Raw genomic sequence first — 25,984 nt, 5'->3', positions numbered from 1 at the left:
ATGCGCTTCACGCCCCAATTTCTCGACGAACTGCGCGCCCGGCTTTCAGTTTCGGAAGTCGTGGGCCGGCGCGTCAAGCTGAAGAGAGCGGGGCGGGAGTTTAAGGGGCTGTCGCCGTTCCAACAGGAGAAGACACCCTCTTTCACGGTCAACGACCAGAAGCAGTTTTATCACTGCTTCTCGACCGGAAAGCACGGCAATATTTTCGACTTCGTCATGGAGACGGAAGGCGTCTCGTTTCCGGAGGCTGTCGAGCGCCTCGCCGCCATGGCCGGCCTGCCGTTGCCGGCGGCAACGCCAGATGCCGCGCGCCACGAGCAGCGCCGCAAGACGCTGCATGACGTGATGGAACTCGCGGCAAAATTCTTTGCCGATACGCTGGCCTCACGCAACGGCGCCAAGGCGCGCGGCTATCTCGGCGACCGTGGCATTTCGTCGGCGACGCAATTGCAGTTTCGCCTCGGCTATGCCCCGGGCGAGCGTTTTGCGCTGAAGGAGCATCTGGGCGCGCAGGGCATTTCCACCGAGGACATGGTGGAAGCGGGGCTGCTCGTCGGCGGCGACGATATTCCCGTTCCTTACGACCGCTTCCGCGACCGCGTGATGTTTCCGATCGCCGACGCCAGAGGCCGCGTCATCGCCTTCGGCGGCCGCGCGCTGGAAAAGGACGTTTCGGCAAAATATTTGAACTCGCCGGAAACCCCGCTGTTTCACAAGGGCGACAATCTCTACAACCTTGGCCCCGCGCGACAGGCGGCGCATGACGGCTCGCCACTGATCGTGGTCGAAGGCTATGTCGATGTCATCGCCATGGTCACCGCAGGCTTTGCCGGCGCCGTCGCCCCGCTCGGCACCGCGCTCACCGAAAACCAGCTCGCACTGCTCTGGAAGATGGCGGACGAGCCGATCCTCTGCTTCGACGGCGATCGCGCCGGGCGAAAAGCAGCGTACCGCGCCGCCGACTTGGCGCTGCCCAATCTCGCGCCCGGCAAAAGCCTGCGCTTCGCGCTGCTGCCGGAGGGACAGGACCCCGATGACCTCGCCCGCACCGGGGGCCGGGTTGCGATCGAGGAGGTGATCGGCGCCGCGCGCGGGCTCGCCGACATGATCTGGTCGCGCGAGATCGAAGGCGGCACGTTTGCGACTCCCGAACGGCGCGCCGCGCTGGAAGCGCGGATCAACGAACTCTCTAACGGCATCCGCGACGAGGTCGTGCGTCGCTACTATCGCCAGGATCTCGCCGAGCGCCTGCAGCGCACCTTTGCGCCCGATGCCGGCCGCGGCGGTTACGGCCGCGGTAATTACCGGCCCGGCCGCCCCGAATCACCCCGCGCGTTTGCCCCGCGCGGAGCGAGCCCGGCCGGCCGATTCGCCCCCCGCGGCCGCCCGCTGGGGATAACTTCAGGAATCGCCCCCGGCCCCTACCAGGCGGCGAGCCCCCAGCTTGCGACCAGCCCGATCATGCGCGGCCAGCGCAGCGCGATGTCCCGCCGCGAGGCCTTGATCCTGCAATCCCTGATTAACCACCCTTGGCTGCTGCACGACCATCTGGAGGAGGTGGCTATGCTGGAACTGGCGCATCCCGAGGCCACCAAGCTCCGCGCCGGTATTATTACGGCCTTCGCCAACGACCATCATCATTCTCCCGACGTCGAGGAGCAGGCCGAGAAAATGCGCGCGGATCTCGAAGCGCGTGGATTAGGCGAGGTTCTTCAACGGGTTGAGCGAGCGATCACGACGGTGGCGGTGTGGGCCGCCCGCCCCGGCGCGGCGCGCGAGGACGTTTTGGCCACTTGGCAGCAACTCGTTGTCTTGCATCAGAAAACGCACGCCCTACTTAGGGAGAAGAAAGATGCCGAACTGGCATTGGCCGAGGAGACCAGCGAGGCCAATCTGGCGTGGCTGAAGGATGTCGGCGCCCGGCTGGACTCCCTCGATGGCACCGAGGCCCTGATTGAGGGTTTTGGCGAGCTTTCGGGCCGGTTCCGCAAAAGCGTTTGACGGTTAAAAAATGATGCGGAAGGCCTTGGCCGAGCCCGCGAAAAGACTCGCCAAATCCATGATTTGGCGGCAAAAACAGGGTTAAGCAAAGCTTAAGGGCCTTCGGGCTACGAAAGACAGAACCGGTGATGCGGAAGGCAGGGGTGGCGATGGTCTGCGCCGCCCTTTGCGCGTCGTAACCATGGTGCGGAAAAGCGGGTGCCGCTTTCGACCGATCATGCGAAGGCGAATGAACAGAGCAAGGTGACGATCGAACGACGTCATCTCGAACGAATTGAGTTGAAGAGCGCGGGCGGCGACGCACGCCCGCATGAAGCGCGTTTCGGGAGCTTGATGAATGGCCACCAAGGCAAAGACGCTGCAGGTTAAGGACAAGGAAAAAGACGACAAGGCAGCGGACGCCCCTGAGAAGGATAGCCCCGACGCGCCGTCGCCGTTGCTCGACCTGACGGATGCCGCGGTCAAGAAGATGATCAAGCAGGCCAAGAAGCGCGGCTTCGTGACCTTCGATCAGCTCAACGAAGTCTTGCCCTCCGACACCACCTCGCCGGAGCAGATCGAGGACATCATGTCGATGCTCTCGGACATGGGCATCAACGTCTCCGAGGCCGAAGAGGCCGATGAAGAGGCCGAGAAGGAAGAGGCCGACGACGACACCGACAACGAGCTTGTCGAGGTCACGGCGAAGGCTGTCACCGAGGTCAAGAAATCCGAACCCGGCGAGCGCACCGACGATCCCGTCCGCATGTATCTGCGCGAGATGGGCACGGTGGAATTGCTGTCGCGCGAAGGCGAAATCGCGATTGCGAAACGCATCGAGGCCGGCCGCGAGGCGATGATCGCGGGTCTCTGCGAAAGCCCCTTGACCTTCCAGGCCATCATCATCTGGCGCGATGAGCTCAACGAAGGAAAGATCTTCCTTCGCGACATCATCGATCTCGAAGCCACCTATGCTGGCCCCGACGCCAAGAACAACATGAACCCGGCAATGATCGCCGCCCCCGCGGGCGACGGCCAGGCCGCCAACGGCGAGGCCGCGCCCGCGCATGTCGCGCCGCCGGCTGCTCCCCCGTCGGCGACCCCGTTCCGCGCAGCGCCCGCGGGCGATGTGGAGACGGAAGAGAAGGATCCGGCGGAAGCCGCCGCCGAAGGCGACATGGATGACGACGAGTTCGAAAACCAGATGTCGCTGGCCGCGATCGAGGCCGAGCTGAAGCCGAAGGTAGTCGAGACCTTCGACAAGATCGCCTCCGAATACAAGAAGCTGCGGCGTCTTCAGGAGCAGGACATCGCCAACCAGCTTCAGAGCGAGTCGCTCTCGCCCTCGCAGGAGCGCAAGTACAAGAAGCTGAAGGACGAGATCATCGTCGAGGTGAAGTCGCTTCGCCTGAACCAGGCCCGCATCGACAGCCTCGTCGAGCAGCTCTACGACATCAACAAGAAGCTGGTCTCGTTCGAAGGCCGCCTCTTGCGCCTCGGCGACAGCCACGGCGTCGCACGCGAAGACTTTTTGCGCAACTACCAGGGCTCGGAGCTCGATCCGCGCTGGCTCAACCGCGTCTCGAAATTGTCGGCCAAGGGCTGGAAGAATTTCGTCCATCACGAGAAGGACCGCATCAAGGAGCTGCGCCACGAGATCCAGTCGCTGGCGGCGCTGACGGGTCTTGAGATCGGCGAATTCCGCAAGATCGTGCACGGCGTGCAGAAGGGCGAGCGCGAGGCGCGCCAGGCCAAGAAGGAAATGGTCGAGGCCAACCTGCGTCTCGTGATCTCGATCGCCAAGAAGTACACCAACCGCGGCCTGCAGTTCCTCGACCTGATCCAGGAAGGCAACATCGGGTTGATGAAGGCGGTCGACAAGTTCGAGTATCGCCGCGGCTACAAGTTCTCGACCTACGCCACGTGGTGGATCCGGCAGGCGATCACGCGCTCGATCGCCGACCAGGCCCGCACCATCCGCATCCCCGTGCACATGATCGAGACCATCAACAAGATCGTGCGCACGAGCCGCCAGATGCTCAACGAGATCGGCCGCGAGCCGACGCCGGAAGAGCTCGCCGAAAAGCTCGGCATGCCCCTGGAGAAGGTCCGCAAGGTCCTGAAGATCGCAAAAGAGCCGCTCTCGCTGGAGACGCCTGTCGGCGACGAGGAAGACTCACACCTCGGCGATTTCATCGAGGACAAGAACGCGATCCTGCCCATCGATGCGGCGATCCAGTCCAACCTGCGCGAAACCACCACGCGGGTCCTGGCCTCGCTCACCCCGCGCGAAGAACGCGTGCTCCGCATGCGCTTCGGTATCGGCATGAACACCGACCACACGCTGGAAGAAGTCGGCCAGCAGTTCTCGGTCACGAGAGAGCGCATCCGCCAGATCGAAGCCAAGGCGCTGCGCAAGCTGAAGCATCCGTCAAGAAGCCGGAAGCTGCGGAGCTTCCTCGATAACTAGTACTGCCTGTCATTGCCGGACTTGCTTGCTCGGCGAAGCCTCGGCGAAGACAGGATCCCGGGGGATCCATCGACAAAGAACGGCGGGCGAAAGCCCGCCGTTTTTGTTTGCTGAGGTCGCGCCAAATTCTCACGCCAGCGCCCGGGGCCACCCCTCTCCCCACCCTGCCCCGCAAGGGGGAGGGAGCCGTACCAGTCTGCTCACCTCACATCTTGGCTATCCCTGATGTGATTGGCACGAGTCAGGGACGCATCGGCGGTAGGGTTCCCTCTCCCCTTGCGGGAGAGGGTTAGGGAGGGGGTGCCGCTTGCTCCGCTGGTAGTTGAGCACGTGGACAACACCGCTCTCCGACGATCGCGACGTTGGTTGATGCAATCGGGCCTTGCCTGCGAGCCTACTTCTTCTTCGCCCCAACCCGGCTGATGCTCTTGATCGCCAGGGGCGCGCGGCCGGATTTCTCGGCGATTTCGCGGTCCTGCTCCATGATGTATCCGCGCGCCGGCTCGTCGCCGTCGAGCCCGCCGAGCAGCTCTGAAGGCACGCGCCGGTTGGAGCGTTGCGAGTCGTCTTCATAGACGACATTGAAAAAGGCGAACTCGCCTTTGGGATTGGTCCCGGGTTTCTTGGCCATGCGGGCTTGTCCTCGATAGAGCCGCCGCTGTCAAAGCAAATCACCCTCGCTGCGCGCCGATCTGCCCCGCGGCCACGCCGGTGAGGCGATTTGTCTATAACCGCCTTGCCGGCATACTGTTCGCCTGGAACAAGCGGAAAGGGCATTGGTGATGCCGGCAGCCTCCAACACCAAGAGCGACCTCGGACCGGTGCTGATGGCCTGCTGCCTTGCCATGCTGGGGGTGGGCGACAACAGCACGGCGATCATGGCGGCGCTTCCCGACATGAAGGGCAGCCTGCAGCTTGGTCCGGCGGAGCTCGAATGGGTGGTCAATGCCTATCTCCTGACCGCCGCCATCTTCATCATTGTCGGCGGCGGCGCGGCGGATCAGCTCGGCGCGCAAAGGTCCTCGATTGCCGGCATCGCCGTGTTCGCACTTGCGTCGCTGCTCATCGCGCTGGCGCCGGCCGGCTTCGTGGTGGTCGGCGCGCGGGCGCTGCAAGGGCTGGGAGCCGCGTTTGCCGTGGCCGGCACGCTTGCGGCGGTGACCGAAGCCGCACCTGACGAGCGGCGCCCGGAGGCGATCGGCGCCTGGACCGGTTTTCTGATGCTCGGCTTCAGCATCGGGCCGCTCGTCGGCGGAGCCGTGACGCATTACGCGGGCTGGCGCTTCATCTTCTGGCTGAACGTCATTGCGATGGTGCCCGCCGGCCTGATGCTGCTGCGGCATCCCGGCGCCGGCGGCCGGCGCGCGATTTCGATGGACTGGGGCGGACTTGGCCTTCTCGCACTCTTCATGGTGACGCTGATATCGGGATTGCAGGCGTTGGCACATGTCCGCACCAACCCGCTGTCTGCCATCGTCCCGCTTGCGCTGGCGGTGATCGCGTTTCCTCTATTGCTGCGGACGGAGACGCGGCGCCCTCAGCCGCTGGTCGACTTCGGCCTGTTCGCGAACCGGAATTTCGCGATTGCCGCCGGCCTCTTGTTTCTCGTGATGTTCGACATCATGACGCTGCTGCTTTACTACAACCTCTTTGCGCAGGCCGTTGATGGGCTTGGCATGTCCGCCGTAGCGGCGGGCCTTTCCCTTGTGCCGCTCTCGATTGCGCTGTTTGCCTTCGCGCGCGCGGCTCCCTTGATTGCAACGAGGATCGGTATGCGGCGCATGCTGACAGGCGGATCGCTCCTCCTCGCCGTCGGCTGCGCCATCATCTGGTTGTCGTTTCAGACGAACGCAACGTTCGCGCTGCTGATGCCCGGCCTGTTTGTCGCCGGCGCAGGGATAGCACTTGTCTACGCATCGGCGCCGCGACTCGGACTTGCGACACTGCCACCACTGCAGGCGGGAAAGGGCTCCGGCATGCTCAATTCGTGCAGCTTTCTCGGCGGCACGGTCGGGGTGACCTTTGGCGGTATCGTCTTCGCGCTGACCGGATTTCCCGGCGTGCTGGTGCTGCTAGGCATTTCAGCGCTGGCGAGCGCCATGCTCTGCCTTCGGCTGAACGCAGAATGAAACTGCACTTTATCTCGGCGAAATCTGCAAATCTTTGCCCAGCTTTGATCGTGATCCCTAGCCACGCTCCGCCGCGTGCATGACCTCGCAAAAGCGCCTGCCGTTTCCCCGCATCCCAACCCAAGCGCCGCCGCGATCTGGCCGCCGCTGCGCCCTTTCATCGCGGGCGAGCGTCGGCTCGGCCGCTTCATGGCCCGCCGTCGCTGGACTTCAGCGCTTTACGAATTCCTCCGCTTTGGCGTGAAGCAGGCATGGGCCTGCCTGTTCGGCGGCATCGCCGTTTTCCTGATGGTCGCAACCTGGCTCTTCTATCCGGCAAGCGCGCCGCTTGCCCGCTACGACCTTCTGTTTCTCTGCATGATCGCCGTTCAGGCCGCGCTGCTCGCGGGCCGGCTCGAGACTCTTGAGGAAGCGAAGGTGATCCTGATCTATCACGTCGTCGGAACGGCGATGGAAATCTTCAAGACCTCTGTTGGCTCCTGGATCTATCCGGAGCCCAATTTCTTCCGGATCGGCGGCGTGCCGCTGTTCTCCGGCTTCATGTATTCCTGCATCGGCAGTTATCTCTGCCGCGCGTGGCGGCTATTCGATTTCGAGTTCACCGGTCATCCGCAGCGCCTCGCGATGGTCGTGCTCAGCATCGCGATCTACGTCAACTTCTTCAGCCACCACTACATGATCGACCTGCGCTGGCTGCTGTTCGCCTGGGCCGCCTGGCTGCTCTTGCACACTCGCGTCTACTTCAAGGTTTGGCATGATCACCGTTCGATGCCGCTGCTGCTCGGGCTCGTGCTGGTCTCGCTCTTCATCTGGCTTTCGGAGAACATCGGCACGTTCACCAGAATCTGGCTCTATCCGTCACAGCGGCACGGCTGGTCGATGGTGTCCGTCGGCAAGCTCGGATCATGGTTTTTGCTGCTGATCATCAGCTACACGCTGGTGAGCCTGATCAATCCGCCGCGCAAGCGTGCGACCGGCATCCGCAGGAAATTCAAGCGCATGCCGGATTCTTGGCATCCCCGACCGTGAGGAAAACAATCGTGGCCGGCCGAATCTCGATCGAACCCGACGGCGATGTCACCGCGGCAAGCGGCGGAAGATCGTCATTTGGGCCGAGCTCCAAAACCGTTCCATTCAGCTTCACGCCGGCGCTTTGTAGATGATCCGCCGACAGCGTGTAACGCTCGCTGGCCGCGGGCAATCGCAGCTTTGCGGCGCTCGTCTTGTCCGTATTGATGGCGAGCAGTGTGACGGCGCCACGCATGCCTCGTCGGCAATGCGCGTAGAGGTGCACGCCAGCGTGCACGCCGGCGTCGAGAACGGTCGTGCCCATCAGTCTGCGCCAAAGCAGCGCCGCCCAGTAGTCTGGTCGCGGTCGCAACGTCGTCTCGTCAAGCAGGCCGTAGTCGCTGGCCGCCAGCGTGTTGTGCGCCACCATCTGGACGCCGGCCCTGGCAAGCCGGCCAAGTTGATCGAGATATCGGAACGTATCGAGGAAAGTGGAAGCCCAGGGATTGCCGCCGCAGGCGGCCTCGGCGGTTTCGGTCAGCCACATCGGCTTGTCAGGCGCAAACTCGTCCCGGAGCGATCGGTAGAACGAGAGCGTTTGCTCCGTGCTCTTAAGCCAGCTTTCCGAAAGTGCGGCCTCTGGTGTGGTCTGGCCCGGAATCCCGGAGCATCGTTGCGAGAGGGCGCCGTAGTGATGATAGGAAAAAGCATCGATGCCGGGACCGGATGCAGCAAGCAGATCCCGCGTACCAAGAAAATCGGAGCTGGATTGCGGGGGCGATTGTGACGCCGTTGTCTCGCCGATCGAACCGGGGCCCAGAACGATCACATCCGGTTCGCTGGCCCTGATGAAAGCAACAAAGGCTTTAAAGTCCCGCCCGTAGGCCGCCGCATCGTATCCTTTCGGCGCGCGCCCCATGGCGGCCAGCGTCGGCTCGTTCATGAACTCGGTGGCGGCAATTCTGCCGCCGATAGATCTGGTGTAGGCGAACAACCGACGCGCCTGATCGCTCCGCCATCGGCCTGCTGCGTCCCGGACACCGGGGCTTATGGCCATCGACGTCACGATTTCTGCGCTGACGGCGCGGGCAAAGTCGATCACGCTTTTCCAGCGCTCGCGGCTCAGCACCGCGCGGAAGCCGTCAGGCGGCGTCGCAGGCGTCGCATCGCTTTCTGCAAAGTAGGTGCTATTGGCCCAGGTGCCGCTGACGCGCAGGTAGGCGGGGGCCAGCGCGGCCGCCAAGATACGCAGCCGGCGGTTCGACAGGTCGATCGGCGCCCGATACGCGTAGTGATCGGGGTTCACGCCCGCCGGGACATTTTCGGCGTTACCGGCGCCCCGAGCAGATGGCGCCGAGGCACTCGTCCTGTAGGGTTTCCAGAACCGTCCGCCGGTGACCTCGACCATTTCTACATTGTACGATTGAAAGCGTTCGTCGATGGTGCCGAGACGGGGCAATCGTGAAGGGTCGATGGAAAGCGTTGGCGCCTGGGCGGCCGCATTCTGGCTTGCCAAGAGCGCGGCGATCACAATTGCCATTCCGACTTTTAAACCACTGGACCTGGGCATGGCCATTGTCCCTGGGAAGCGCCAAGGCGGGCGTCGGCCCACGCGTTGGCGTTACAGCGCCACCAATTCGACGCGGCGGTTCAACGAACGGCCGGCATATCGATCGATTCAAATTAGTCGCAATCATGGCCGTTTTCGAGATGGCCAAGGGCTAGCAGATTCTGCCCATGCATCTGCCGCAACTCTCGAAGCGCGGCTGAGGACGTGCTAGAAACCGATGCGTACTTGCAGTGCTCTCTCAGGAATGGTCTTTCCATGCTTCGTATCGCATTTGCTTTCAGCGCCACCGTCGCATTGTTCGCGTCCTTAAGCCCCCACGCCCACGCCGCCCAATGCGGCAGCTCGTCCGCTGGCTACGCCGCCTGGAAGCAGCAATTCGCCGCCGAAGCGCAGGCCAAGGGCATCGGCGCCTCCACAATCTCCGCCCTGATGGCGACGAACTATGCGCAAGCGACCATCAATGCCGACCGCGGCCAGCGCAGTTTCAATCTCTCGCTCGATCAGTTTCTGGCGAAGCGCGGGGCCACCACCATCGTCGCGAGGGGGAGGCAGCTCAAGCAATCGCAGGCCGCGCTGTTTGCCTCCATTCAGAGCCGCTATGGCGTGCCGCCGGGGCCGCTGCTTGCGATCTGGGGGATGGAGACCGGGTTCGGCAGCCAGCGCGGCAATCAGAACATGCTCGCCTCGATCGCGACGCTCGCCTATGACTGCCGGCGCTCGGCCTATTTCACCGAGCACCTCTACGCGGCGCTGCAATTGATCGATCGCGGCGCGCTCTCTGCCAGCCAGCGCGGCTCGATGCATGGCGAGGTCGGCCAGACGCAGTTCATGCCAAAGGCCATTTTGGCTTACGGTACCGGCAATCTCGAAAACTCGGCCAACGCGCTGATGTCGACCGCGAACTTTTTGAAGGCGCATGGCTGGCGCGCGGGCGCCGGCTATCAGCCGGGCGAGCCGAATTTTGCGGCCATCCAGGCCTGGAATGCCGCGGGCGTCTATCAGAAGGCGATCGCGCTGATGGGCCGCCAGATTGATGGTGGGGAGTAGCGGCCAGTTGCGGCGTCCCTGCGCACGCACTAGGGCATCTACACGTCTTGGGGACGCGACAGATTGACTCGGGGCGGCATGATGTGCGTTCGCCGCAGCGTTTTGTATGATTCTCTCTCTGGCGCTTTGATTCGAAGGAGCGCCAGAGATGCAGCAGGAACCGGATTTGTCCCTGGGTAAGTTTGGAGACGTTCGCCTCGATAAAAGGGGGCGGCGCTTCTCCGGGCTATGCTTTGCACGCGCAGTGTCTGTTTGCGCCAGATGGCGCAGGGCAACTGGGCCGCGAACATGGCGTTCTGGCGGTTTGTGAACAATCCGCAAGTCACGATCGACAAGCTGATTGAAGGCTGGAGCCTGCAGACGTCGATGGCGGTCAGCGGGCGTCATGTGCTGTCGATCCAGGACACCAGCGAGATCAACTTCCACACTCGTCCGGGACATCGGCGCGACTTGGGCAAGGTCGGCAAAGGCAATGCTCGCGGCGTGCTGCTGCATGCCATGATGGCGGTCGATGCCGATAGCGGGGTCTGTCTCGGGCTCACCGGCGGTGAGGTGTGGACGCGCAAGCGCAAGGCCAGGATCGCTCACGAGAAGCGCGCCTTGGCCGACAAGGAATCGGCGCGCTGGGTGACGACGGCTAAGCAAGGCTGCGAGGTTCTGGTCGCTGCTCGTATGATCACCGTCGTCAACGACCGCGAGGGGGATTTCTTTGCTCACTGGTCGCTGACACCCGCTGACAATGTCCACCTCCTGTCGCGCGCCATGCACGACCATGCGCTGGTCGATGGCGGCACGCTTTATCAGGCGGTCGCGCGGGCCCGCTTCTGCGACAAGGCGGTGATCGATCTACCAAAGCGAATGGATCGCCACGGTCGCCAGGCCCACCTCTCCATGCGCCTGGGAACCGTTGTGCTCAAACGACCGCAGCGCCCCGGCGTGAAAGACCTGCCACAGGGCGTCAAAGTCAGCTTCGTGGAGGTCGTCGAGTTGCACCCCCCGAAGAGCGCCAAGCCCATTCATTGGTTGCTCCTGACCACTCATCCGGTCGTCACCGCCGCCGATGCCTGGCGGATCGTCTCCTGGTACAAGCAGCGCTGGATCATCGAACAGCTCTTTCGCTCGCTGAAGAGCCAGGGTCTGCGCATCGAGGATAGTCAGCTCGACAGCGCTGAAGGCCTGATCAAACTCGTGGCGATCGCCACCAGAGTAGCATGTATCGTCATCCAGCTCGTTCAAGCCCGCAATGGCGGCGAACAATTGCAGGTCGAATTTGTGTTCACGCCGGACGAGATCGAAGCGCTCAAGGCCATCAACAAAACCCTGAAAGGCCGCACCGAGCTCCAGAAGAACCACCATCGCCCCAACACTGTCGCCTGGGCGGCATGGATCATCGCAAAGCTCGGCGGATGGACCGGTTACGCCTCTCATCGCCCACCTGGACCAATCACCTTCCACATGGGAATGGCTCGCTTCCAACTCCTCGTATATGGCCCGGCAAGCGTGTAGATGCCCTAGTGCGTTCGCAGGGACCCATAACCACAGGCGGCGATTGTTGAAGCCAAGCCGTCAACCAGTCCGCTTTAACAATATCGGCCGCGGCGTATGGGTCCCCGCGTGCGCGGGGACGACGAGGTTTCGTGTGCCGCTTTCCCGTGGCATGATTAGCCCGAGACGCAACAAGGGATTCGCATGCGCATATTTCGTTGGGCCATTTTTCTCGGCGCCGTCATCTTCTCCACCCCCACTTACGCCGCCCGCTGTGGCGGCGATTTCAACACCTTCGTATCGGCGATGGCGGCGGAGGCGCAGGCGGCCGGAGTGTCGCAGGCGGTGATCAGTCAGGCGTTCGCGGGCATCACGCAGGATCCGGCGGTGCTCGCTTTCGACCGCCGCCAGCGCGGCACCTTCAACAAGACGTTCGAGCAATATGTCTCGACCCGCGTCGGCCCCGGACGCATCAACATCGGGCGGCAGATGCTGCTGAGGCACGCGTCACTGCTGGCCCGCATCGAGCAGAAGTTCGGTGTGCCGCCGCAGATCATCGTCGCGATCTGGGGGCTGGAGAGCGATTACGGCAAGGGCGACATCGGCAAGATGCCGGTGGTCCGCACGCTGATGACCATGGCCCATGATTGCCGCCGCACCGAACTGTTTCAGGGCGAATTGCTGGCCGCGCTGAAGATCGTGCAGCGCGGCGATCTCCCGCTGCGCGACCTGATCGGCGCCTTCGCCGGCGAGATCGGCCAGACGCAATTTTTGCCGTCGTCCTACATCAAATACGGTGTCGATTTCGACGGCAACGGCCATGTCGACCTGCGCCACAGCGTGCCCGACGTGCTCGCCTCCACCGCGAACCTGCTGCACGTGTCGGGCTTCAAGCCCGGCGCGCCATACGGCGAAGGCACCGCGAATTTCGAAGCCATGCGGGAGTGGAACAGGGCGACGATCTACCGCAAGACGATTGGGTATTTTGCGGATCGTCTGGCGGGGCGGTGACGAAGATGCAAGCCTCGGGCGAGATGCGTCGCGAGAACGCGGATGTATGTCAGCTCGTCGATCTCAAACATGAAAATCTTCCGTCGTCCCTGCGAACGCAGGGACCCATAGCCACCGGCCGAAGTTGTTTTGCGAGGTCGTAGTTAACTTGTCTTTTGTAACAAGAACTGCCGCGGCGTATGGGTCCCTGCGTTCGCAGGGACGACATTTGATAGATCGCGCGCCACCTCAAGCTCACTTCCCCTTCTCCTCCGCCACCCTCCCGATCCGCTTCGCCAACACCGCCCAATAGGTCGCCGGGCGAAACCGCTGCAAGAGGTCCATGAACTTCGCGTCGTTGCCGATCAGAATGCGCGGCTGGTTTTTCTCGATGCCGAGAATGATGCGTTGCGCCGCGGCCGGCGGCGTGGTCCTGGCGATCGCGTCGAAACGTTCGATCGATTCGGCGCGGCGCGCATTGTCGGCGATGCCGTTGCCGGTGCGGGAGTTGCGCACGATGTTGGTCAGGACCCCGCCGGGATGCACCACCGAGAGCTTCACCGGGCTGTTCGCCATCGCGAGCTCATGCCGCAGGCTTTCCGAAAATCCGCGCACCGCGAACTTGGCGGCGCAATAGGCGGTCTGGCCGGGCGGGGCGACGATGCCGAAGATCGAGGAGAGGTTGACGATATGCGCCTCGGGCTGCTTCGATAGATGCGGCAGGAAAGCGCGCGTTCCGTGCACCACGCCCCAGAAGTTGATGTTGATCAGCCATTCCATCTGCGCCTGGTCGACCTCGTTGAAGGCACCGAGCAGCGCGACGCCGGCATTGTTGATGACGATGTTCAGCTCCGGATGCGCGGCGATTGCCGCGTCGGCAAACTCCCGGATCTGGGCGGGCTCGCCGACGTCGACGCGGTGGATCGTTACCTTGCGCTTGTTCGCTTTTCCGATCTCGGCAGCCACCTGCTGCAACCCGGCCTCGTCGCGGTCGGCGAGCGCGAGATCGCAGCCGCGCGCGGCCAGTTCCAGCGCCAGCGCGCGGCCGATGCCGCTGGCGGCGCCGGTCACGGCGGCCGTGCTTCCAGATATCGCAGTCATGTCGGATCGAACTCCTTGCAGGTCGAAAACAGGTAGGTTCCCGCAAACTTTCGCAAATTGGAACCGAACCATAAAGCGGTTTCCGCGCTTAGTGTCGAATACCCGACAGAGGGGCGGCATCGCCAGCCGACGCGATCCTGAGAGGAGGCTCACATGGGACAATCCAAACCCCATCGCGCAACGGCCCTCATTGTCGAGGACGACCCGATGCAGCGGAACATGATCTGCCTGCTGCTGGAGGAGAGTGAGGTCGATGTCATCGAATGCGAGAGCGCCGAGGCCGCTGAACTGGTGCTGGAGCGCGCTGCCGGCAGTCTGGTCTTGATGATGACCGACGTGCAGCTTGCCGGCAACATGGACGGTGTCGAACTCGCGCACATCGCAAGGAAGTACAATCCCGAGATGGGCGTGATCGTCACCTCGGGCAAGCCGCTGCATCAGGAATTGCCCGACGGCGTGCAGTTCTGGGCCAAGCCCTGGGCGCCGCTCGACGTGATCCGCGAGGCGGAGCGCATGGTCTATCAACGAGAGCACGGCGGCGGACCGCGCCCGTGAGCGCCGCCGCCCTGCTTTCGCGCCAAATGTCGTCGTGTTAATAGCAGGGCATGACCCTGTCGTTCCTGTTGACCTCGCTGATCGTGGTCGCTTCCCCCGGCACCGGCGTGCTGTACACGCTGGCGGTGGCGCTGACGCTGGGCGCGCGGCCCGGTACCGCGGCGGCCTTCGGCTGCACCCTCGGCATCGTGCCGCATATGCTGGCCGCCATGCTCGGGCTCGCCGCCGTGCTGCACACCAGTGCTCTGGCTTTTGCCGCGCTGAAATGGTGCGGCGTGGCGTATCTGCTCTACATGGCCTGGCAGGCGTTGCGCGAGACGGGCGCGCTTGCCATCGACACGCGCCCGGCCGCGAAGGCGCGCTCCAGCCGGCGCGTCATCGTGACCGCCGTCCTGGTCAACATCCTCAATCCAAAGCTCTCGATCTTCTTCCTGGCCTTCCTGCCGCAATTCGTTGCGCTCGACGAGCCGCATCCGCTGGCGCGGATGCTGGAATTGAGCGCAGCGTTCATGGCGATGACGTTTGCGGTGTTCGCGCTCTACGGCCTCTTTGCGGCCGCGATGCGCGACCGCGTCATCACCCGGCCGAAGGTGATGGCATGGCTGCGCCGCAGCTTTGCGGCGGGATTTGCCGCGCTCGGGGCGAAGCTGGCGCTTGCGGAGCGGTGACGCCTGCGCCGCGCGCGGCGACAATCCGAACATTGCCCTTCCGTCGTCCCTGCGAACGCAGGGACCCATACGCCGCGGCTTCTCTTCGGGCACCGCGGCGGACATCTTCATCTATTACGAAGGATTGTGGTTATGGGTCCCTGCGTCCGCAGGGACGACGGCGAATAGATTCGGAATCAAAAAGGCGGACCCGCGGCCCGCCATTCTCCAAAACTAACCCGGAGTTGGGAGCCCGGGCGGAGCTGAGCACTCCACCCGGGCCGAAATTCACTTCTTCTTCGACTTCTTGGCCTTCTTGGCCTTCGCCTTTTTCGCCTTCTTCGCTTTCTTAGCCATAGTATCCTCTCAAGGTTTTCATGGATTGAAACGCGACACCGAGGCATGCTTGGCGGAGGGCCAGCCTCGCAACATCCTCGCACACGATCCCAGCAGATTCGCAGGCTGCTGCCGCGTGCCGTCATGGCGGTGTCATCACGTTATCCACAGTTGTTATGCATTTTGATGCGATTTTTGCCGAAACGAGCATCGCCGCTGCCGCTCGCATGCGCGCGCATCATGCTTAACGATGTCCGAACGCGCGCGATCTTCATCAATTCAAAACCACGGTTTGGATTGGCCGGCGGCCCTCAGGGTCCGTTAAGCGGCGCAGATGCATTTTGTCCGTAAGACGACGGGGATTGTCGTGGGAGAAGGCTGGCGCGCGAAAGTCCCAGGCGGTCGTGAGATAACAGGGGAGACGGGACGCGCGCGCGTCCTGAGTTCGCGATGCTGAGCGTTCCTACGCTGTGGACGGTGTTCGTCATCAATTTTCTCGCGCTGGGCCTGATCTGGGCCTACGTCATGCGATGCTATCCGTCGTTCGAGGCCGCGCGGTTCTGGACCGGCTCGGCGTTCACGGCGGCGGCGGGCGCTGCGATGGCGATGCTGCGCGTAGTCTTCCCGGATTCTCTCGTGCCGTTGCTGTTCGCCGGCACCACGCTGGTACTGGCGATCTGCCTTGCCACGATGGGAATTCAGAAATTCTTCACCCGGCCCGTTTCGTGGCTTCGCACCGCGTTGACCACCGGCTTTGCCTTTGTCGGTCTGTCCTTTTTCATTTTTGTCTACGACAGCGTGCCAGCGCGGATGACCGTCTTTACGATCGCCCAAGTACTGCCGATGGCGATGGGCCTGAAGCTGTTGCTGACTCCGCACGAAGGGCGCGCCAATCCGGGCGCCCGGCTGGCCGGCGTCGTCACCATCATCATCATGATCATTCTCGCGGCTCGGTTGACCGGCGCGGTCACCGGCATGGGGCCCGGCTTCTCCTACATGCATTTCACCCCGGCGCAGTCGGTCGTCATCCTGGTGCTGGTGTTCCTGTCGATGTCGCTGAATTTCGGCTTCCTGCTGATGGCGATGGACCGGTTGCGCAACGAGGTCGCGGATCTGGCGCTGCTCGATGACCTTACCGGCGTCGGCAATCGCCGTTATCTGGTGCAGCGGCTCACGGAAGAGTGCGCGCGCTCCGAACGCAGCGGTCAGCCCTTCGCGCTGTTGGTGATCGATCTCGACGGCTTCAAGGGCATCAACGATACCTACGGTCACGCCGCGGGCGACGCCTGCCTGCAGCATTTCACCCTGATGGCGCAAACCCGGCTGCGGCCCGGCGACATGCTGGCACGCACCGGCGGCGACGAGTTCTGCATCGTGTTGCCGTCCTCGACGCTGCGCGAGGGCGCGATGATCGCGCGCCGCGTACTGGAGGTCTGCCGCGCGGACGCCGAACAATGCACCGGCAACGACATTCCGATCGCCGTCTCGATCGGCGTCGCCCAATGGACCCGCGAGATGGGCGGCTTCCCCGATCGCCTGATCGCTGCCGCCGACCACGCGCTGTACGACGTCAAGAAGGCCGGCCGAAACGGCTTTGCTGTCTACGATCCGGCGCCGCCGCTGGTGCCTGAAGCCGAAACGGCCGCGGACGTGGCCCTCCGCAAGCGGGCCTGAGGCGTGCTACTAAGGTTCGTCACTGGACCTCGGTCATGAATTTTCGCGTCGTCGCGGCGGTATTGTTCGCTCTGTCGCTTCCTGCTTGCGCCTGCGCGCAATCGCCCGACCTCGCCGCGATCGCGCGTTCGTCGGGCACGCCGGATATTCCCGGCTTGAAGATGGTCTGGCTGGCGCCATGGGGCGATCTCGCAAAGGCCCATCCCTGGCGCAACATCATCGTGCATCAGACCGAGGGGCCGGCTGGCTCCGCGCGCGGTGGCGCGCTGGCGCAATCGAAGGACCCGACGCGGCGCGGCGTCATGGTATGGGTCGAAACCGACGGCACGGTGTACTGGGCGGTCGGCGAACATCTCGTTCCGACGCATGGCGACGGCGCCAACCGCAACGACAACAAGTACATCGACAACGGCCCGACCTATCGCCAGGTGGTCGGCAGCAATTCAGTCGGCGTCGAATTCGCCGGCAATTATCCTGATGTGACGCGGGGCCCGACGGATGCGCAAGTAGCGGCGTGGCGAATCCTGGTGAAGGTGCTGCGCGCCCGTTACGGCATTCCCATCGATCGCGTCTATGCGCACAACTGGATCGACTTCAAGGACGCGCGCTATTGCGAAGGCTGTGCCCTGGCCAAGATGGCGCGGGAGTGGGAGGAGTAGGCGGGCTGCATCAAGCTTGTCGCCCCTGCGAACGCAGGGGCCCATAACCACTGCACTTCGTCGTTGAAGCAAAGCCTTCTCCGCATGTGCCATTTCCGCGGGCCGCGGCGTATGGGTCCCTGCGCCAAGTGCGCGATTGCGCACGGAGGCAGGGACGACAGCGTGGTGGAGCAGCACCCCCAAAAACAAAAAGCCGGCGTTGCCGCCGGCTTTCGTTACTTGATACCTCTGCCGCGAATTAGTGCGCGGCTTCGAGTTCGGCTTCCTGCCGGGCAATCGTGCCCTTGACGGCCGACTGCACCTTTTCGAAAGCGCGGACCTCGATCTGCCGCACGCGTTCGCGCGAGACGCCGAATTCGGCGGCGAGGTCTTCCAGCGTCATCGGCTCTTCCGCCAGGCGCCGCGCCTCGAAGATGCGGCGTTCGCGCGGGTTGAGCACGCCGATGGCGCCGTTCAACGCCTGACGGCGATGATCGAACTCCTCGTGCTCGGCCATCACGGCTTCCTGGTTGGGCGAGTTGTCGACCAGCCAGTCCTGCCATTCGCCGGCTTCGCCGTCGTCGCGGATCGGCGCGTTGAGCGACGCGTCGCCGCCGAGACGGCGGTTCATGTCGATCACGTCCTGATCCGTCACGCCGAGACGCTTGGCAATCAGCTTTACCTGATCGGGGCGGAGATCACCCTCGTCCAGCGCAGAGATCTTGCTCTTCGCCTTGCGCAGGTTGAAGAAGAGCTTCTTCTGGTTCGCGGTGGTTCCCATTTTCACGAGCGACCATGAACGCAGAATGTACTCTTGAATCGAGGCCTTGATCCACCACATGGCGTAGGTGGCGAGACGAAAACCCTTCTCGGGCTCGAACCGCTTGACCGCCTGCATCAGGCCGACATTGCCCTCTGAAACGACTTCAGAGATCGGCAAGCCGTAGCCGCGATAGCCCATGGCGATCTTGGCCACGAGCCGGAGATGGCTGGTGACAAGGTGATGTGCCGCGTCGCGATCGTCATGCTCGCGCCAGCGTTTGGCGAGCATGTATTCCTGCTGGGGTTCCAGCATCGGAAATTTGCGGATCTCGGCGAGGTATCTAGAGAGACCGGATTCTCCATTGAGAACCGGTAACGTAGCTGTACGGGCCATTTGAGCGCCCTCCAGTGGTTCAGGCCCCCGATAGCGGCGGGCCCGGCAGGTGATCGCTGTGTTAAAGCCAATCAGGCTGCGATGTTCCGCGTTGGATATTCAACGCATATGCAACATAGCAAAAAACGAACAAATAGGGAAGGAATGCTGACGTCACGTCCCCGTGTGGCAGCCATAAGCTATTGGCATAGCTTAAGTTTCCTGAAAGGCCTGCGTCATAGGGCCGCTTCCAGGGCGTTTTGCAGAAGGATGAGATCCTCCGGCAGGGGCGCCTCCCAATGCAAAAGTTCTCCGGTTCGGGGGTGTTCCAGGGCAAGCAGATAAGCGTGCAACGCCTGCCGGCCGAGGGCGGCCAGCGCCGCCTGGCCCTCGGGGCCGAGGTGGCGCGCCTTGGTCTTGAAGTGTGGGCCATAGACGGCATCGCCCATCAGGGGGTGGCCGATATGGGCAAGGTGCACCCGGATCTGATGGGTCCGCCCGGTCTCGAGCTGGCAGGCGAGGAGGGAAGCGACCGGTTTGCCGTCGCGCCCCTGATAGGCCGCCTGCAATACCCAATGGGTGACGGCCTCGCGTCCGCCCGGGCGCACCGCCATTTTTTCGCGGGCGTACGGATGCCGGTCGATCGGGGCGGTGACCGTGCCGCGCTGGCGGTTGGGCACGCCCCAGATGAAGGCCATGTAGCCGCGCTGCATCGGACCGGTGCGGCCGTGATCGGCGAATTGCACGGTCAGCGATTGATGGGCGTGGTCGTTCTTGGCAACCACCATCAGGCCCGTCGTGTCCTTGTCGAGCCGGTGCACGATGCCCGGCCGCCGTACGCCGCCGATGCCGGAAAGGCTGGCGCCGCAATGCGCGATCAATGCATTTACCAGCGTGCCGCTTTCGTGGCCGGCGGCCGGATGCACGACCAGCCCCTTGGGCTTGTCGATGACGATGATGTCGTCGTCCTCATAGACGATATCGAGCGCGATATCCTCGCCCAAAGGCTCCGGCGGAGCGGCTTCGGGGACATCGATTGTGATCGTATCGCCTCGCGCGACATGATAAGCGGGGTCGCGGATGGGGGCGCCCTTGACGGTGACGGAACCGGCCAGGATCAGCGCCTTCAACCGCGAGCGCGACAGTTCCGGGCGGAGCACCGCGAGCACGCGGTCGAGGCGGGGCGATCCCTCGTCGCCGCCGACGGTGACCTCCAGCCTTTGACCGCCGTTCGATGATCTCTGTTCCATCATGTTTGACGCATGATCCTCTCGGAAAACCGGTTTCCACTTTTCCGGATCATGCTCTAAAGAGCCTTGCATGACCGATACCGTTGCGCCCGAACCGACCCCCGAACAGGCCGCGCTGATCGCGCGGGTGCGGCGGATGATGCTGATCGCGGGCCTGACCTCGGCGCTCGCGGTGGCCGTGGTCCTGATCGCCGTCGGGTACCGTCTTTACCGCGGCGAGGGAAGCCCCACCCCTGGCACGACGGACATCACGGAAACCCTGCCCAGGGGCGCCCGCATCGTCTCGACGGCGGTGGCCGGCGAGCGGCTGGTGCTGACGCTGGATATAAGCGGGGCGACCGAAATCCGCACTTTCGACGCCAAGACGCTGAAACCCGCCGGAAAGCTCAAATTCGTCAATGAACCCTGAGGCCGGGCGGATCGGGTGTGCGCCGGGTCGGCACGAGGACCCGAAGCAACAGGGTTAACCACCCGTGCGAAGGCTTCAGACTTGCCTTGCCGACCGCACATTTCGAGGCTATTCCCTGAAGCACACGCTCCCTTCGTCTAGCGGTTAGGACGCGGCCCTCTCAAGGCTGAAACAGGGGTTCGATTCCCCTAGGGAGCGCCATGATTTCAATGACTTAGCAAGATCTTCACCGCGCGAGTCCAACGCGAGTCCAATATCCGGGCAGGCGCTCGGAAGACGCTGCGCAACGCGCGCATCCATCGCACAAAATCCGAAGTGGTGCTCCCCGAGAGCCTTTGGAAGGTCGCTGAAGGGGCACCCGATCTGTGCGCGAAGAAGCCCGCCGGGTCGCGGCCGCGTCTCATATGGCTTTCTGAAACCTCTGCATCGGCGCATCCAAGCGCTATTGCCCAAATTGAGCAGAGTGAGCCAATCCCATTAGCCCCTGACTACGAATCTGGGGGTCAGAGGTTCGAATCCTTTCGGGCGCGCCAACACTTAGCTACTACTTACCGTGCAAGAATTATTGGCCTTTTACGGGATTTGCAAGGAAGCCGAAGGTAGCCGGCTTAGTAGCCACCGAAGGGTCTGGAGCATACGCGAGCCTTTCAGGGGTCACAGGTTCGAGTCCTTGTTTGCGGCCCCAGCACTTAGCTGAAAATTCGGTGAACCCAATCTACGGCGGGGGCAGGCTGGGGGTAAGGCGCGTGGGACATCAAAAAATTACCTCGGCGAGGTATTCCCGCAACAAAGTACCGAGAACAAACTAACCAACACAAGCTGGAACCTGCCAAGTTTGTGTTCGCATATTGGGGATTCCGAGTGAGATTTTAATGGTTAACCCGTTCGCGCCTAGTTCTCCAGCGGCAGCCCCTCTCGATCCTAAAAGACTTCTTACCCCCATACTGGACCGGCGTGATTCGCGCACCGTGCGCGAGCAATTGGCGTGCCGAATGCCATACGGATCACGGAAGGGGTGGTCGGACTGCATTCGGGGTGAGTGTCCCCAATCTTCGCGCCACAGGACTTCGCCGCATCAACTCCGCTAAACACAGCCGTGGACATCAATTGGCCCCGCACCCTGGACGCGACGAAATTCACGGGGACCCGCTGAGGGAGTAACGAAAGCCAGCTGGCCGCTTTTTGAGAGAACGAGGCGCGCGTGGCCTAACCTGCACATGGGTGCGCGAGCGTCCTACCACAGCGACGCCTCGGCCTGACGCCCATCTGAATGTCTATATTCCCGACCACGTATTCGATCCTTTCGTGAAGAACGCGCACCGCGTCCCGCCGAAGGGCTGCGTTGCCTGCGATGCCGAGGCAATCTGGATTCAGTCCGTCGGCAGCAGCGGCGAATATTATGAGCGGCGCCGAGAATACTACTCAAGAGTACGCACCCGTGCGCTCGTTTAACGATCAAACGGCAGCAGAATTCGCAGGGCAGAACCCTGCGTAAGCGATGTGGTATGTCCCAAGACATCTCTATCGCAGCACGGAGCCGTGCCGCGCAGACCGAGAGCGCGATCGCCGCTGCCATACCCTTCAGAGGTTTGACCCAAAGGTAGGAGCGAACGCGTCGCCATTTTGCGGCGCAACGAGGCAGCTCATCTACAAGTATTCCACTAGCAGGAGTTGCCGAAACTGCAACAGCGGGTAGTATCCCAATAACATTGCAAGTCTGCAGATTTTAAAAGCCCGGAATTGTTAGCGAATGGTCAGCTTTCCGTTGCCTGCCAAGCTGCTCAAGCGGATTGCCGAAATTCCGGGAGAGCGCGATAGCATCGTACTGTGTCCCGATTTCGAAATGGGGACGTGGCGCTACCGGCAGCTTGCAGAGCATTTGTTCGATTGGTTGCCAGATGTCGCACTTAGGCCGAAAGAACGGGAAGCATTCTTGTTCGAACCAAGTAAAACGCTCGCGCGTTCTTGCCGACGCTTGTTCGATACTGATGATCCCTCAAAGCGCGGCGAGGTCGGTGAAATTCTGCTCCATGCAGCATGTCGGCAGGAGTTCGGCACAGCGCCCTTCGTTGCGCGCCTTTTCTACAAGATGCGTACAAACGACAGTGTAACAAGCGTTGACGTTGTGCACGTACTAATGAACGAAGAGGGGCAGCTTGAGCTTTGGCTCGGAGAGGCAAAGCTGTACGATGACGTTCAAGCTGCCCGGTACAAAGCGCTCGCTTCCGTCGAGCCCCTCTGGAGTCCTGATTTCCTCACGGAAATGAAGGCTCTGATCGGGCCGAAGATTGATGAACATGCTCCTTATGAAAGAGAACTTGCTTGGCTCTTCGAGGAAGAAACCTCACTTGACCAAATCATAAAGCGCATCGTGGTCCCGATCTGCATCGCGGCTGATTTCGACGCTACAAAGCTATCTAGCGAACGGAGCAAGGAATACTTATCGTCAGTAACAGATGAACTGAACGCCGCTAAAAAATATTTTGCCGAGCGCATTCCGGCAGAAGTTAATTTTGTCGTGATCTTCATCCCGCTCGATTGCAAGGGCAAACTCGAGTCAGCCGTCAACCGTCGAGTTCAATCCTTCCTATGACCCATAACGAGTTGCTGCTTCGATTCGCTAAAACGGACTACACAAGCGATGACATCTTCTCGCTAGCCCGCTCAGTGGCGTATTTCTTTCAGAGGTCCGACAGCAATCGGGCGGATGCTTTAGACTTAATAATTCGCCTTCTTGACCGTCGAGCGGAGTTCGATAAGAAGCTGCCCGGCGTTGGCAGTATGATTGACGCAATTGCGCGTGAAGCCGGTCTATATCCATATATCGTCGGGCGTAGTGCAAACTGGCGCGATGAGCTTGCTATCGAAACTATGCGAGCGCCGGGGCTTCCCGATATCGTTTTCCATATCGAACAGGCAGTAGTTTTTCATAAACTCGCAGAGGGACGAAGCGTCATTCTCTCGGCTCCAACTAGCTTCGGGAAAAGCCTTCTAATCGATGCGTTGGTGGCCTATCGCGCTCCGACGACTGTTGTTGCCGTCGTGCCGACAATAGCACTTCTAGATGAGTTTCGTCGCAGAATGGAGCAACGGTTTCCTGACTATCAAGTTATTACTCGGAGCGCTGAACAGCGTTCGACTAAACAGGCAATTTTCATAGGAACTCAAGAGCGATTATTAGAACGGGAAGACCTAGATCGGATCGATCTCTTCATCATCGATGAATTTTACAAACTTGACTTGGATCGTAACGACAAACGATCACTAGCGCTAAATACAATCCTTGCCCGGTACGGAAAACGAGCAAAGCAGATTTACTTCCTCGGACCGTCGATAGACGATGTCCCAAACGCCGCGAACTTCCGTCCGGGCGTGGAGTTCATCAAAACAAGGTACAGCCCCGTAACGGCGGATATCATCGACAGAACGGACGTTGGTCCAAGCCCTGAAAAGCTGGTCGAGGACCTTGTCTCCGTCGGACGCGCCAGCTCTCTAATCTACGTGCAATCACCGCCAGCGGCCGCACGTCTCGCAGATCATCTAATCAAGTCGAAATTGATCCGCCATTCGGAATTTTGCGTGAGTCTGTCCGAATGGCTGCGTGAAAACTTTCACCCTGAATGGATATTGGCGGGCGCAGTCGCTAAAGGCATAGGAATACATCACGGTCGAATTCCTCGCTCAATCGCTCATCTGATGATTTCGCTTTTCAACCAAACTGACATCGCCGCGATAATCTGCACATCTTCGATGATCGAAGGCATTAACACCGCAGCTGAAAACGTATTTATATATGATCGCAATATTAGCACGAGCAAGCTAGATCGCTTCACCTTTGATAACATCAAAGGACGCGCAGGCCGAATGTTTAAACACAATATTGGAAAAGTTTTTCTCTACAATGTCCCTCCTGATCAAACCCAATTTGACGTCCGCGTTCCGCTATTCAATGCCGATGAACTAATGGCTCCTGAATTGCTGCTCCAGTTACAAGATGATGCATTGACGCCTGTTGCGAGGCGACGAAAGCGCGCAATCTCCGAAGCAAGCGCCCTTCCGACAAGAGTTCTTTCAACGTGGGCCGAGTTTGGAATTGACGGGTTAAATGCACTCGCAGATCGTATCCGAGATGAAGCCGACGACTCCAACTCGTTGTTATTTTGGAAGGGGCTGCCGACGTTTGATCAAATCGAAGCGACTTTCAATGCCCCGTGGAACATTCTGGAATTCCAGAAGCATGATATCCGTTCGCCCCGCCAACTGGCTATGTTCGCCAATCGATTGCGTACCAGCGGCTCGATTCGCAGCTATTTCGACGGGTTGGTTAGCAAAAAAGGACTAGAAGCCCAGCCAGAGATTGATCGCTGTTTCAATTTTATGCGAGGAGCAGAGTATACATTTCCGCAAGTCCTTCGAGCGCTGAACGATGTTGTGGACGCGGTTCTCGGTGAGGATATTGCAAATTATCGCGTGTACGCTTCGCAACTCCAAAATCTCTTTTTGCCAGGGGAACTGCGGGCATTAGATGAATTCGGCGTTCCTTTGCCGCTTGTGCAGCGCCTTTCGCGCCACCTTCCAGTCGACGATGTGGGTGCCTCTAGGAAAGCGCTGGAGGTACCAAGCAATCCAGTTCGAAATTCGCTGAGTCCGTTTGAGCTACAATTGTTGGCACGCGGCATTGCATAGATGTCGGCCAATCGATTCCGGCCGCTGATCTAAGGAGACGATTGTTGGGTGACGACGATCAGGATTTCTCGATAGGCGACCATTACGAAGGCGTTCTGCTTGAAACCTGCCGAGATGAAAACAAATCAGTTACTAGACCACGCGTAAGACCTTTGGAGTATTTTGCAAGATCAATGCGGGTTGAATTCCCTCGTGGCTTGCGCGAGCGGAATGCAATGGCTACGCGCTTTCGCGCGGATGTAACGGTCGGTCAAAAACACTGGAGTGACGGTACTCCGAAGGGGCCGCGGTATCTCGTAGCCAGACCGTCATCTATCGTCCGGGATACTACCTACACGCCCGAACCAAAAGTCATGGCTGTGCCAAAGCCGGGAGCGATAAGTGGCCGCGCGCACGAGTATGAATTGGTCGCGACGGATCAAGCGTCGGCACCGAGCATTTTGGAGTTGCGTGATCAAGCATATACGCTAGGTGATATGACGCCGCCGCTAAACTAGCCGCGACCCTTGATGTTTACGGTAGAGGCTTACTGCCCGCCGAATGTTAAATTTGGGCAGTCTATCGACCTATTCTGCAAGTACCTGCGCGACAAGCCGGCGAGCGGCATCCACCTGCCTCGGCCCTTTTTTCCAAGGCGTTGGCTGAAGCCTGGCCCTGCATGAAATAATCGATCGACCTTATAAAGTTCGGGATATTGCGGGCGAGATCGGCTGGGCGGAGGGATCCGACATCGAGGACAAGCTCACCTGTTCGCGCTGCGGCAAGCGTTGTGCCGATATCCGGCTCAAGTTCCAGCCGCCAAAGATGGCCGTGACCCAGTGACCCGAATTTATTAATATGCGACCTTCGAACGACTAATGATGGAGGTCAGCGA

The 25,984-nt window shown here is 61.3% G+C and carries 19 protein-coding genes and 1 tRNA gene; 15 read left to right on the top strand and 5 right to left on the bottom strand.

Features of this window, described 5'->3' with window-relative positions; translation table 11 throughout:
- Together dnaG and rpoD are read left to right on the top strand one after the other, a co-directional pair.
- The gene (dnaG, locus tag V1290_RS14015; protein ID WP_334364955.1) at positions 1 to 2,001 is read left to right on the top strand and encodes a DNA primase; all 2,001 of its coding nucleotides are present in this window, start codon (positions 1 to 3) and stop codon (positions 1,999 to 2,001) included.
- Positions 2,002 to 2,338: 337 nt separating this feature from the next.
- Positions 2,339 to 4,450: an RNA polymerase sigma factor RpoD gene (rpoD, locus tag V1290_RS14010; protein WP_028350222.1), complete on the top strand. Its 2,112-nt coding sequence runs from the start codon at positions 2,339 to 2,341 to the stop codon at positions 4,448 to 4,450.
- A 394-nt stretch (positions 4,451 to 4,844) separates the two neighbouring features.
- Here the strand turns inward: rpoD and V1290_RS14005 are convergent, their stop codons facing one another.
- The gene (locus V1290_RS14005; protein ID WP_334364953.1) at positions 4,845 to 5,081 is read right to left on the bottom strand and encodes a hypothetical protein; all 237 of its coding nucleotides are present in this window, start codon (positions 5,079 to 5,081) and stop codon (positions 4,845 to 4,847) included.
- A gap of 151 nt (positions 5,082 to 5,232) precedes the next feature.
- Here V1290_RS14005 and V1290_RS14000 point away from each other — a divergent pair, with 151 nt between their 5' ends.
- Together V1290_RS14000 and V1290_RS13995 are read left to right on the top strand one after the other, a co-directional pair.
- On the top strand, positions 5,233 to 6,579 hold the full coding sequence (locus tag V1290_RS14000; protein ID WP_334369018.1) for an MFS transporter: 1,347 nt from the start codon (positions 5,233 to 5,235) through the stop codon (positions 6,577 to 6,579).
- 75 nt (positions 6,580 to 6,654) lie between these two features.
- Complete coding sequence (locus V1290_RS13995) at positions 6,655 to 7,608, top strand: DUF817 domain-containing protein (protein ID WP_334364952.1); 954 nt, start codon at positions 6,655 to 6,657, stop codon at positions 7,606 to 7,608.
- On the opposite strand, the gene V1290_RS13990 is transcribed toward V1290_RS13995, so the two are convergent.
- On the bottom strand, positions 7,571 to 9,127 hold the full coding sequence (locus tag V1290_RS13990) for a hypothetical protein (protein ID WP_334364951.1): 1,557 nt from the start codon (positions 9,125 to 9,127) through the stop codon (positions 7,571 to 7,573). The two genes, V1290_RS13995 and V1290_RS13990, sit on opposite strands and share 38 nt — an antisense overlap.
- Before the next feature lie 285 nt (positions 9,128 to 9,412).
- On the opposite strand from V1290_RS13990, the gene V1290_RS13985 reads away from it, so the two are divergent.
- The 3 genes from V1290_RS13985 (at position 9,413) to V1290_RS13975 (ending at position 12,700) form a co-directional block, all read left to right on the top strand.
- The gene (locus V1290_RS13985) at positions 9,413 to 10,204 is read left to right on the top strand and encodes a lytic murein transglycosylase (protein ID WP_334364950.1); all 792 of its coding nucleotides are present in this window, start codon (positions 9,413 to 9,415) and stop codon (positions 10,202 to 10,204) included.
- A gap of 261 nt (positions 10,205 to 10,465) precedes the next feature.
- Entirely contained in the window at positions 10,466 to 11,710 is a 1,245-nt protein-coding gene (locus V1290_RS13980) for an IS4 family transposase (protein WP_334368994.1), read from the top strand.
- Between the two features lie 183 nt (positions 11,711 to 11,893).
- Positions 11,894 to 12,700 (top strand): lytic murein transglycosylase, encoded by an 807-nt coding sequence (locus V1290_RS13975; protein ID WP_334364949.1) that lies wholly within the window; start codon positions 11,894 to 11,896, stop codon positions 12,698 to 12,700.
- Between the two features lie 234 nt (positions 12,701 to 12,934).
- Here the strand turns inward: V1290_RS13975 and V1290_RS13970 are convergent, their stop codons facing one another.
- Positions 12,935 to 13,780, bottom strand: coding sequence for an SDR family NAD(P)-dependent oxidoreductase (locus V1290_RS13970; protein ID WP_334364948.1), 846 nt, complete (start codon positions 13,778 to 13,780; stop codon positions 12,935 to 12,937).
- Positions 13,781 to 13,933: 153 nt separating this feature from the next.
- Between V1290_RS13970 and V1290_RS13965 the strand changes: the two genes are divergently transcribed.
- The 4 genes from V1290_RS13965 (at position 13,934) to V1290_RS13950 (ending at position 17,651) form a co-directional block, all read left to right on the top strand.
- Positions 13,934 to 14,335, top strand: coding sequence for a response regulator (locus V1290_RS13965; protein WP_334364947.1), 402 nt, complete (start codon positions 13,934 to 13,936; stop codon positions 14,333 to 14,335).
- A 50-nt stretch (positions 14,336 to 14,385) separates the two neighbouring features.
- Positions 14,386 to 15,003: a LysE family translocator gene (locus tag V1290_RS13960; protein WP_334364946.1), complete on the top strand. Its 618-nt coding sequence runs from the start codon at positions 14,386 to 14,388 to the stop codon at positions 15,001 to 15,003.
- A gap of 765 nt (positions 15,004 to 15,768) precedes the next feature.
- On the top strand, positions 15,769 to 16,992 hold the full coding sequence (locus V1290_RS13955) for a GGDEF domain-containing protein (protein WP_334364945.1): 1,224 nt from the start codon (positions 15,769 to 15,771) through the stop codon (positions 16,990 to 16,992).
- A gap of 35 nt (positions 16,993 to 17,027) precedes the next feature.
- Entirely contained in the window at positions 17,028 to 17,651 is a 624-nt protein-coding gene (locus tag V1290_RS13950) for a peptidoglycan recognition protein family protein (protein WP_334364944.1), read from the top strand.
- Between the two features lie 238 nt (positions 17,652 to 17,889).
- On the opposite strand, the gene rpoH is transcribed toward V1290_RS13950, so the two are convergent.
- Both rpoH and V1290_RS13940 read right to left on the bottom strand, forming a co-directional pair.
- Positions 17,890 to 18,786: an RNA polymerase sigma factor RpoH gene (rpoH, locus tag V1290_RS13945; RefSeq protein ID WP_334364943.1), complete on the bottom strand. Its 897-nt coding sequence runs from the start codon at positions 18,784 to 18,786 to the stop codon at positions 17,890 to 17,892.
- A gap of 215 nt (positions 18,787 to 19,001) precedes the next feature.
- Positions 19,002 to 20,015 (bottom strand): RluA family pseudouridine synthase, encoded by a 1,014-nt coding sequence (locus tag V1290_RS13940; RefSeq protein WP_334369017.1) that lies wholly within the window; start codon positions 20,013 to 20,015, stop codon positions 19,002 to 19,004.
- Between the two features lie 70 nt (positions 20,016 to 20,085).
- Here V1290_RS13940 and V1290_RS13935 point away from each other — a divergent pair, with 70 nt between their 5' ends.
- The 4 genes from V1290_RS13935 to V1290_RS13920 all read left to right on the top strand — a co-directional run bounded on the left by V1290_RS13935 (position 20,086) and on the right by V1290_RS13920 (position 25,110).
- Entirely contained in the window at positions 20,086 to 20,424 is a 339-nt protein-coding gene (locus V1290_RS13935; protein WP_334364942.1) for a hypothetical protein, read from the top strand.
- A 126-nt stretch (positions 20,425 to 20,550) separates the two neighbouring features.
- Positions 20,551 to 20,625, top strand: a tRNA-Glu gene (locus V1290_RS13930).
- A gap of 1,549 nt (positions 20,626 to 22,174) precedes the next feature.
- Positions 22,175 to 23,017 (top strand): HamA C-terminal domain-containing protein, encoded by an 843-nt coding sequence (locus tag V1290_RS13925; protein ID WP_334364941.1) that lies wholly within the window; start codon positions 22,175 to 22,177, stop codon positions 23,015 to 23,017.
- 188 nt (positions 23,018 to 23,205) lie between these two features.
- Entirely contained in the window at positions 23,206 to 25,110 is a 1,905-nt protein-coding gene (locus V1290_RS13920) for a DEAD/DEAH box helicase (RefSeq protein WP_334364940.1), read from the top strand.
- The last annotated feature ends 874 nt before the right edge of the window (positions 25,111 to 25,984 follow it).

It is taken from the genome of Bradyrhizobium sp. AZCC 1578 (genome assembly GCF_036924675.1).
Classification (GTDB): Bacteria; Pseudomonadota; Alphaproteobacteria; order Rhizobiales; family Xanthobacteraceae; genus Bradyrhizobium.
Note: the sequence above shows the minus strand (reverse complement) of the source record. Positions and strands in the feature narration are given on the sequence as shown.

Coding starts and splice junctions, on each gene's coding strand:
- V1290_RS13990 (WP_334364951.1), bottom strand. CDS start 9,127: ATGGCAATTGTGATCGCCGCGCTCTTGGCAAGCCAGAATGCGGCCGCC.
- V1290_RS13920 (WP_334364940.1), top strand. CDS start 23,206: ATGATTGACGCAATTGCGCGTGAAGCCGGTCTATATCCATATATCGTC.
- V1290_RS14000 (WP_334369018.1), top strand. CDS start 5,233: ATGCCGGCAGCCTCCAACACCAAGAGCGACCTCGGACCGGTGCTGATG.
- V1290_RS13985 (WP_334364950.1), top strand. CDS start 9,413: ATGCTTCGTATCGCATTTGCTTTCAGCGCCACCGTCGCATTGTTCGCG.
- dnaG (WP_334364955.1), top strand. CDS start 1: ATGCGCTTCACGCCCCAATTTCTCGACGAACTGCGCGCCCGGCTTTCA.
- V1290_RS13950 (WP_334364944.1), top strand. CDS start 17,028: ATGAATTTTCGCGTCGTCGCGGCGGTATTGTTCGCTCTGTCGCTTCCT.
- V1290_RS13975 (WP_334364949.1), top strand. CDS start 11,894: ATGCGCATATTTCGTTGGGCCATTTTTCTCGGCGCCGTCATCTTCTCC.
- V1290_RS13960 (WP_334364946.1), top strand. CDS start 14,386: ATGACCCTGTCGTTCCTGTTGACCTCGCTGATCGTGGTCGCTTCCCCC.
- V1290_RS13955 (WP_334364945.1), top strand. CDS start 15,769: ATGCTGAGCGTTCCTACGCTGTGGACGGTGTTCGTCATCAATTTTCTC.
- V1290_RS13940 (WP_334369017.1), bottom strand. CDS start 20,015: ATGGAACAGAGATCATCGAACGGCGGTCAAAGGCTGGAGGTCACCGTC.
- V1290_RS13935 (WP_334364942.1), top strand. CDS start 20,086: ATGACCGATACCGTTGCGCCCGAACCGACCCCCGAACAGGCCGCGCTG.
- V1290_RS13925 (WP_334364941.1), top strand. CDS start 22,175: ATGGTCAGCTTTCCGTTGCCTGCCAAGCTGCTCAAGCGGATTGCCGAA.
- V1290_RS13980 (WP_334368994.1), top strand. CDS start 10,466: ATGGCGCAGGGCAACTGGGCCGCGAACATGGCGTTCTGGCGGTTTGTG.
- rpoH (WP_334364943.1), bottom strand. CDS start 18,786: ATGGCCCGTACAGCTACGTTACCGGTTCTCAATGGAGAATCCGGTCTC.
- V1290_RS13970 (WP_334364948.1), bottom strand. CDS start 13,780: ATGACTGCGATATCTGGAAGCACGGCCGCCGTGACCGGCGCCGCCAGC.
- V1290_RS14005 (WP_334364953.1), bottom strand. CDS start 5,081: ATGGCCAAGAAACCCGGGACCAATCCCAAAGGCGAGTTCGCCTTTTTC.
- rpoD (WP_028350222.1), top strand. CDS start 2,339: ATGGCCACCAAGGCAAAGACGCTGCAGGTTAAGGACAAGGAAAAAGAC.
- V1290_RS13965 (WP_334364947.1), top strand. CDS start 13,934: ATGGGACAATCCAAACCCCATCGCGCAACGGCCCTCATTGTCGAGGAC.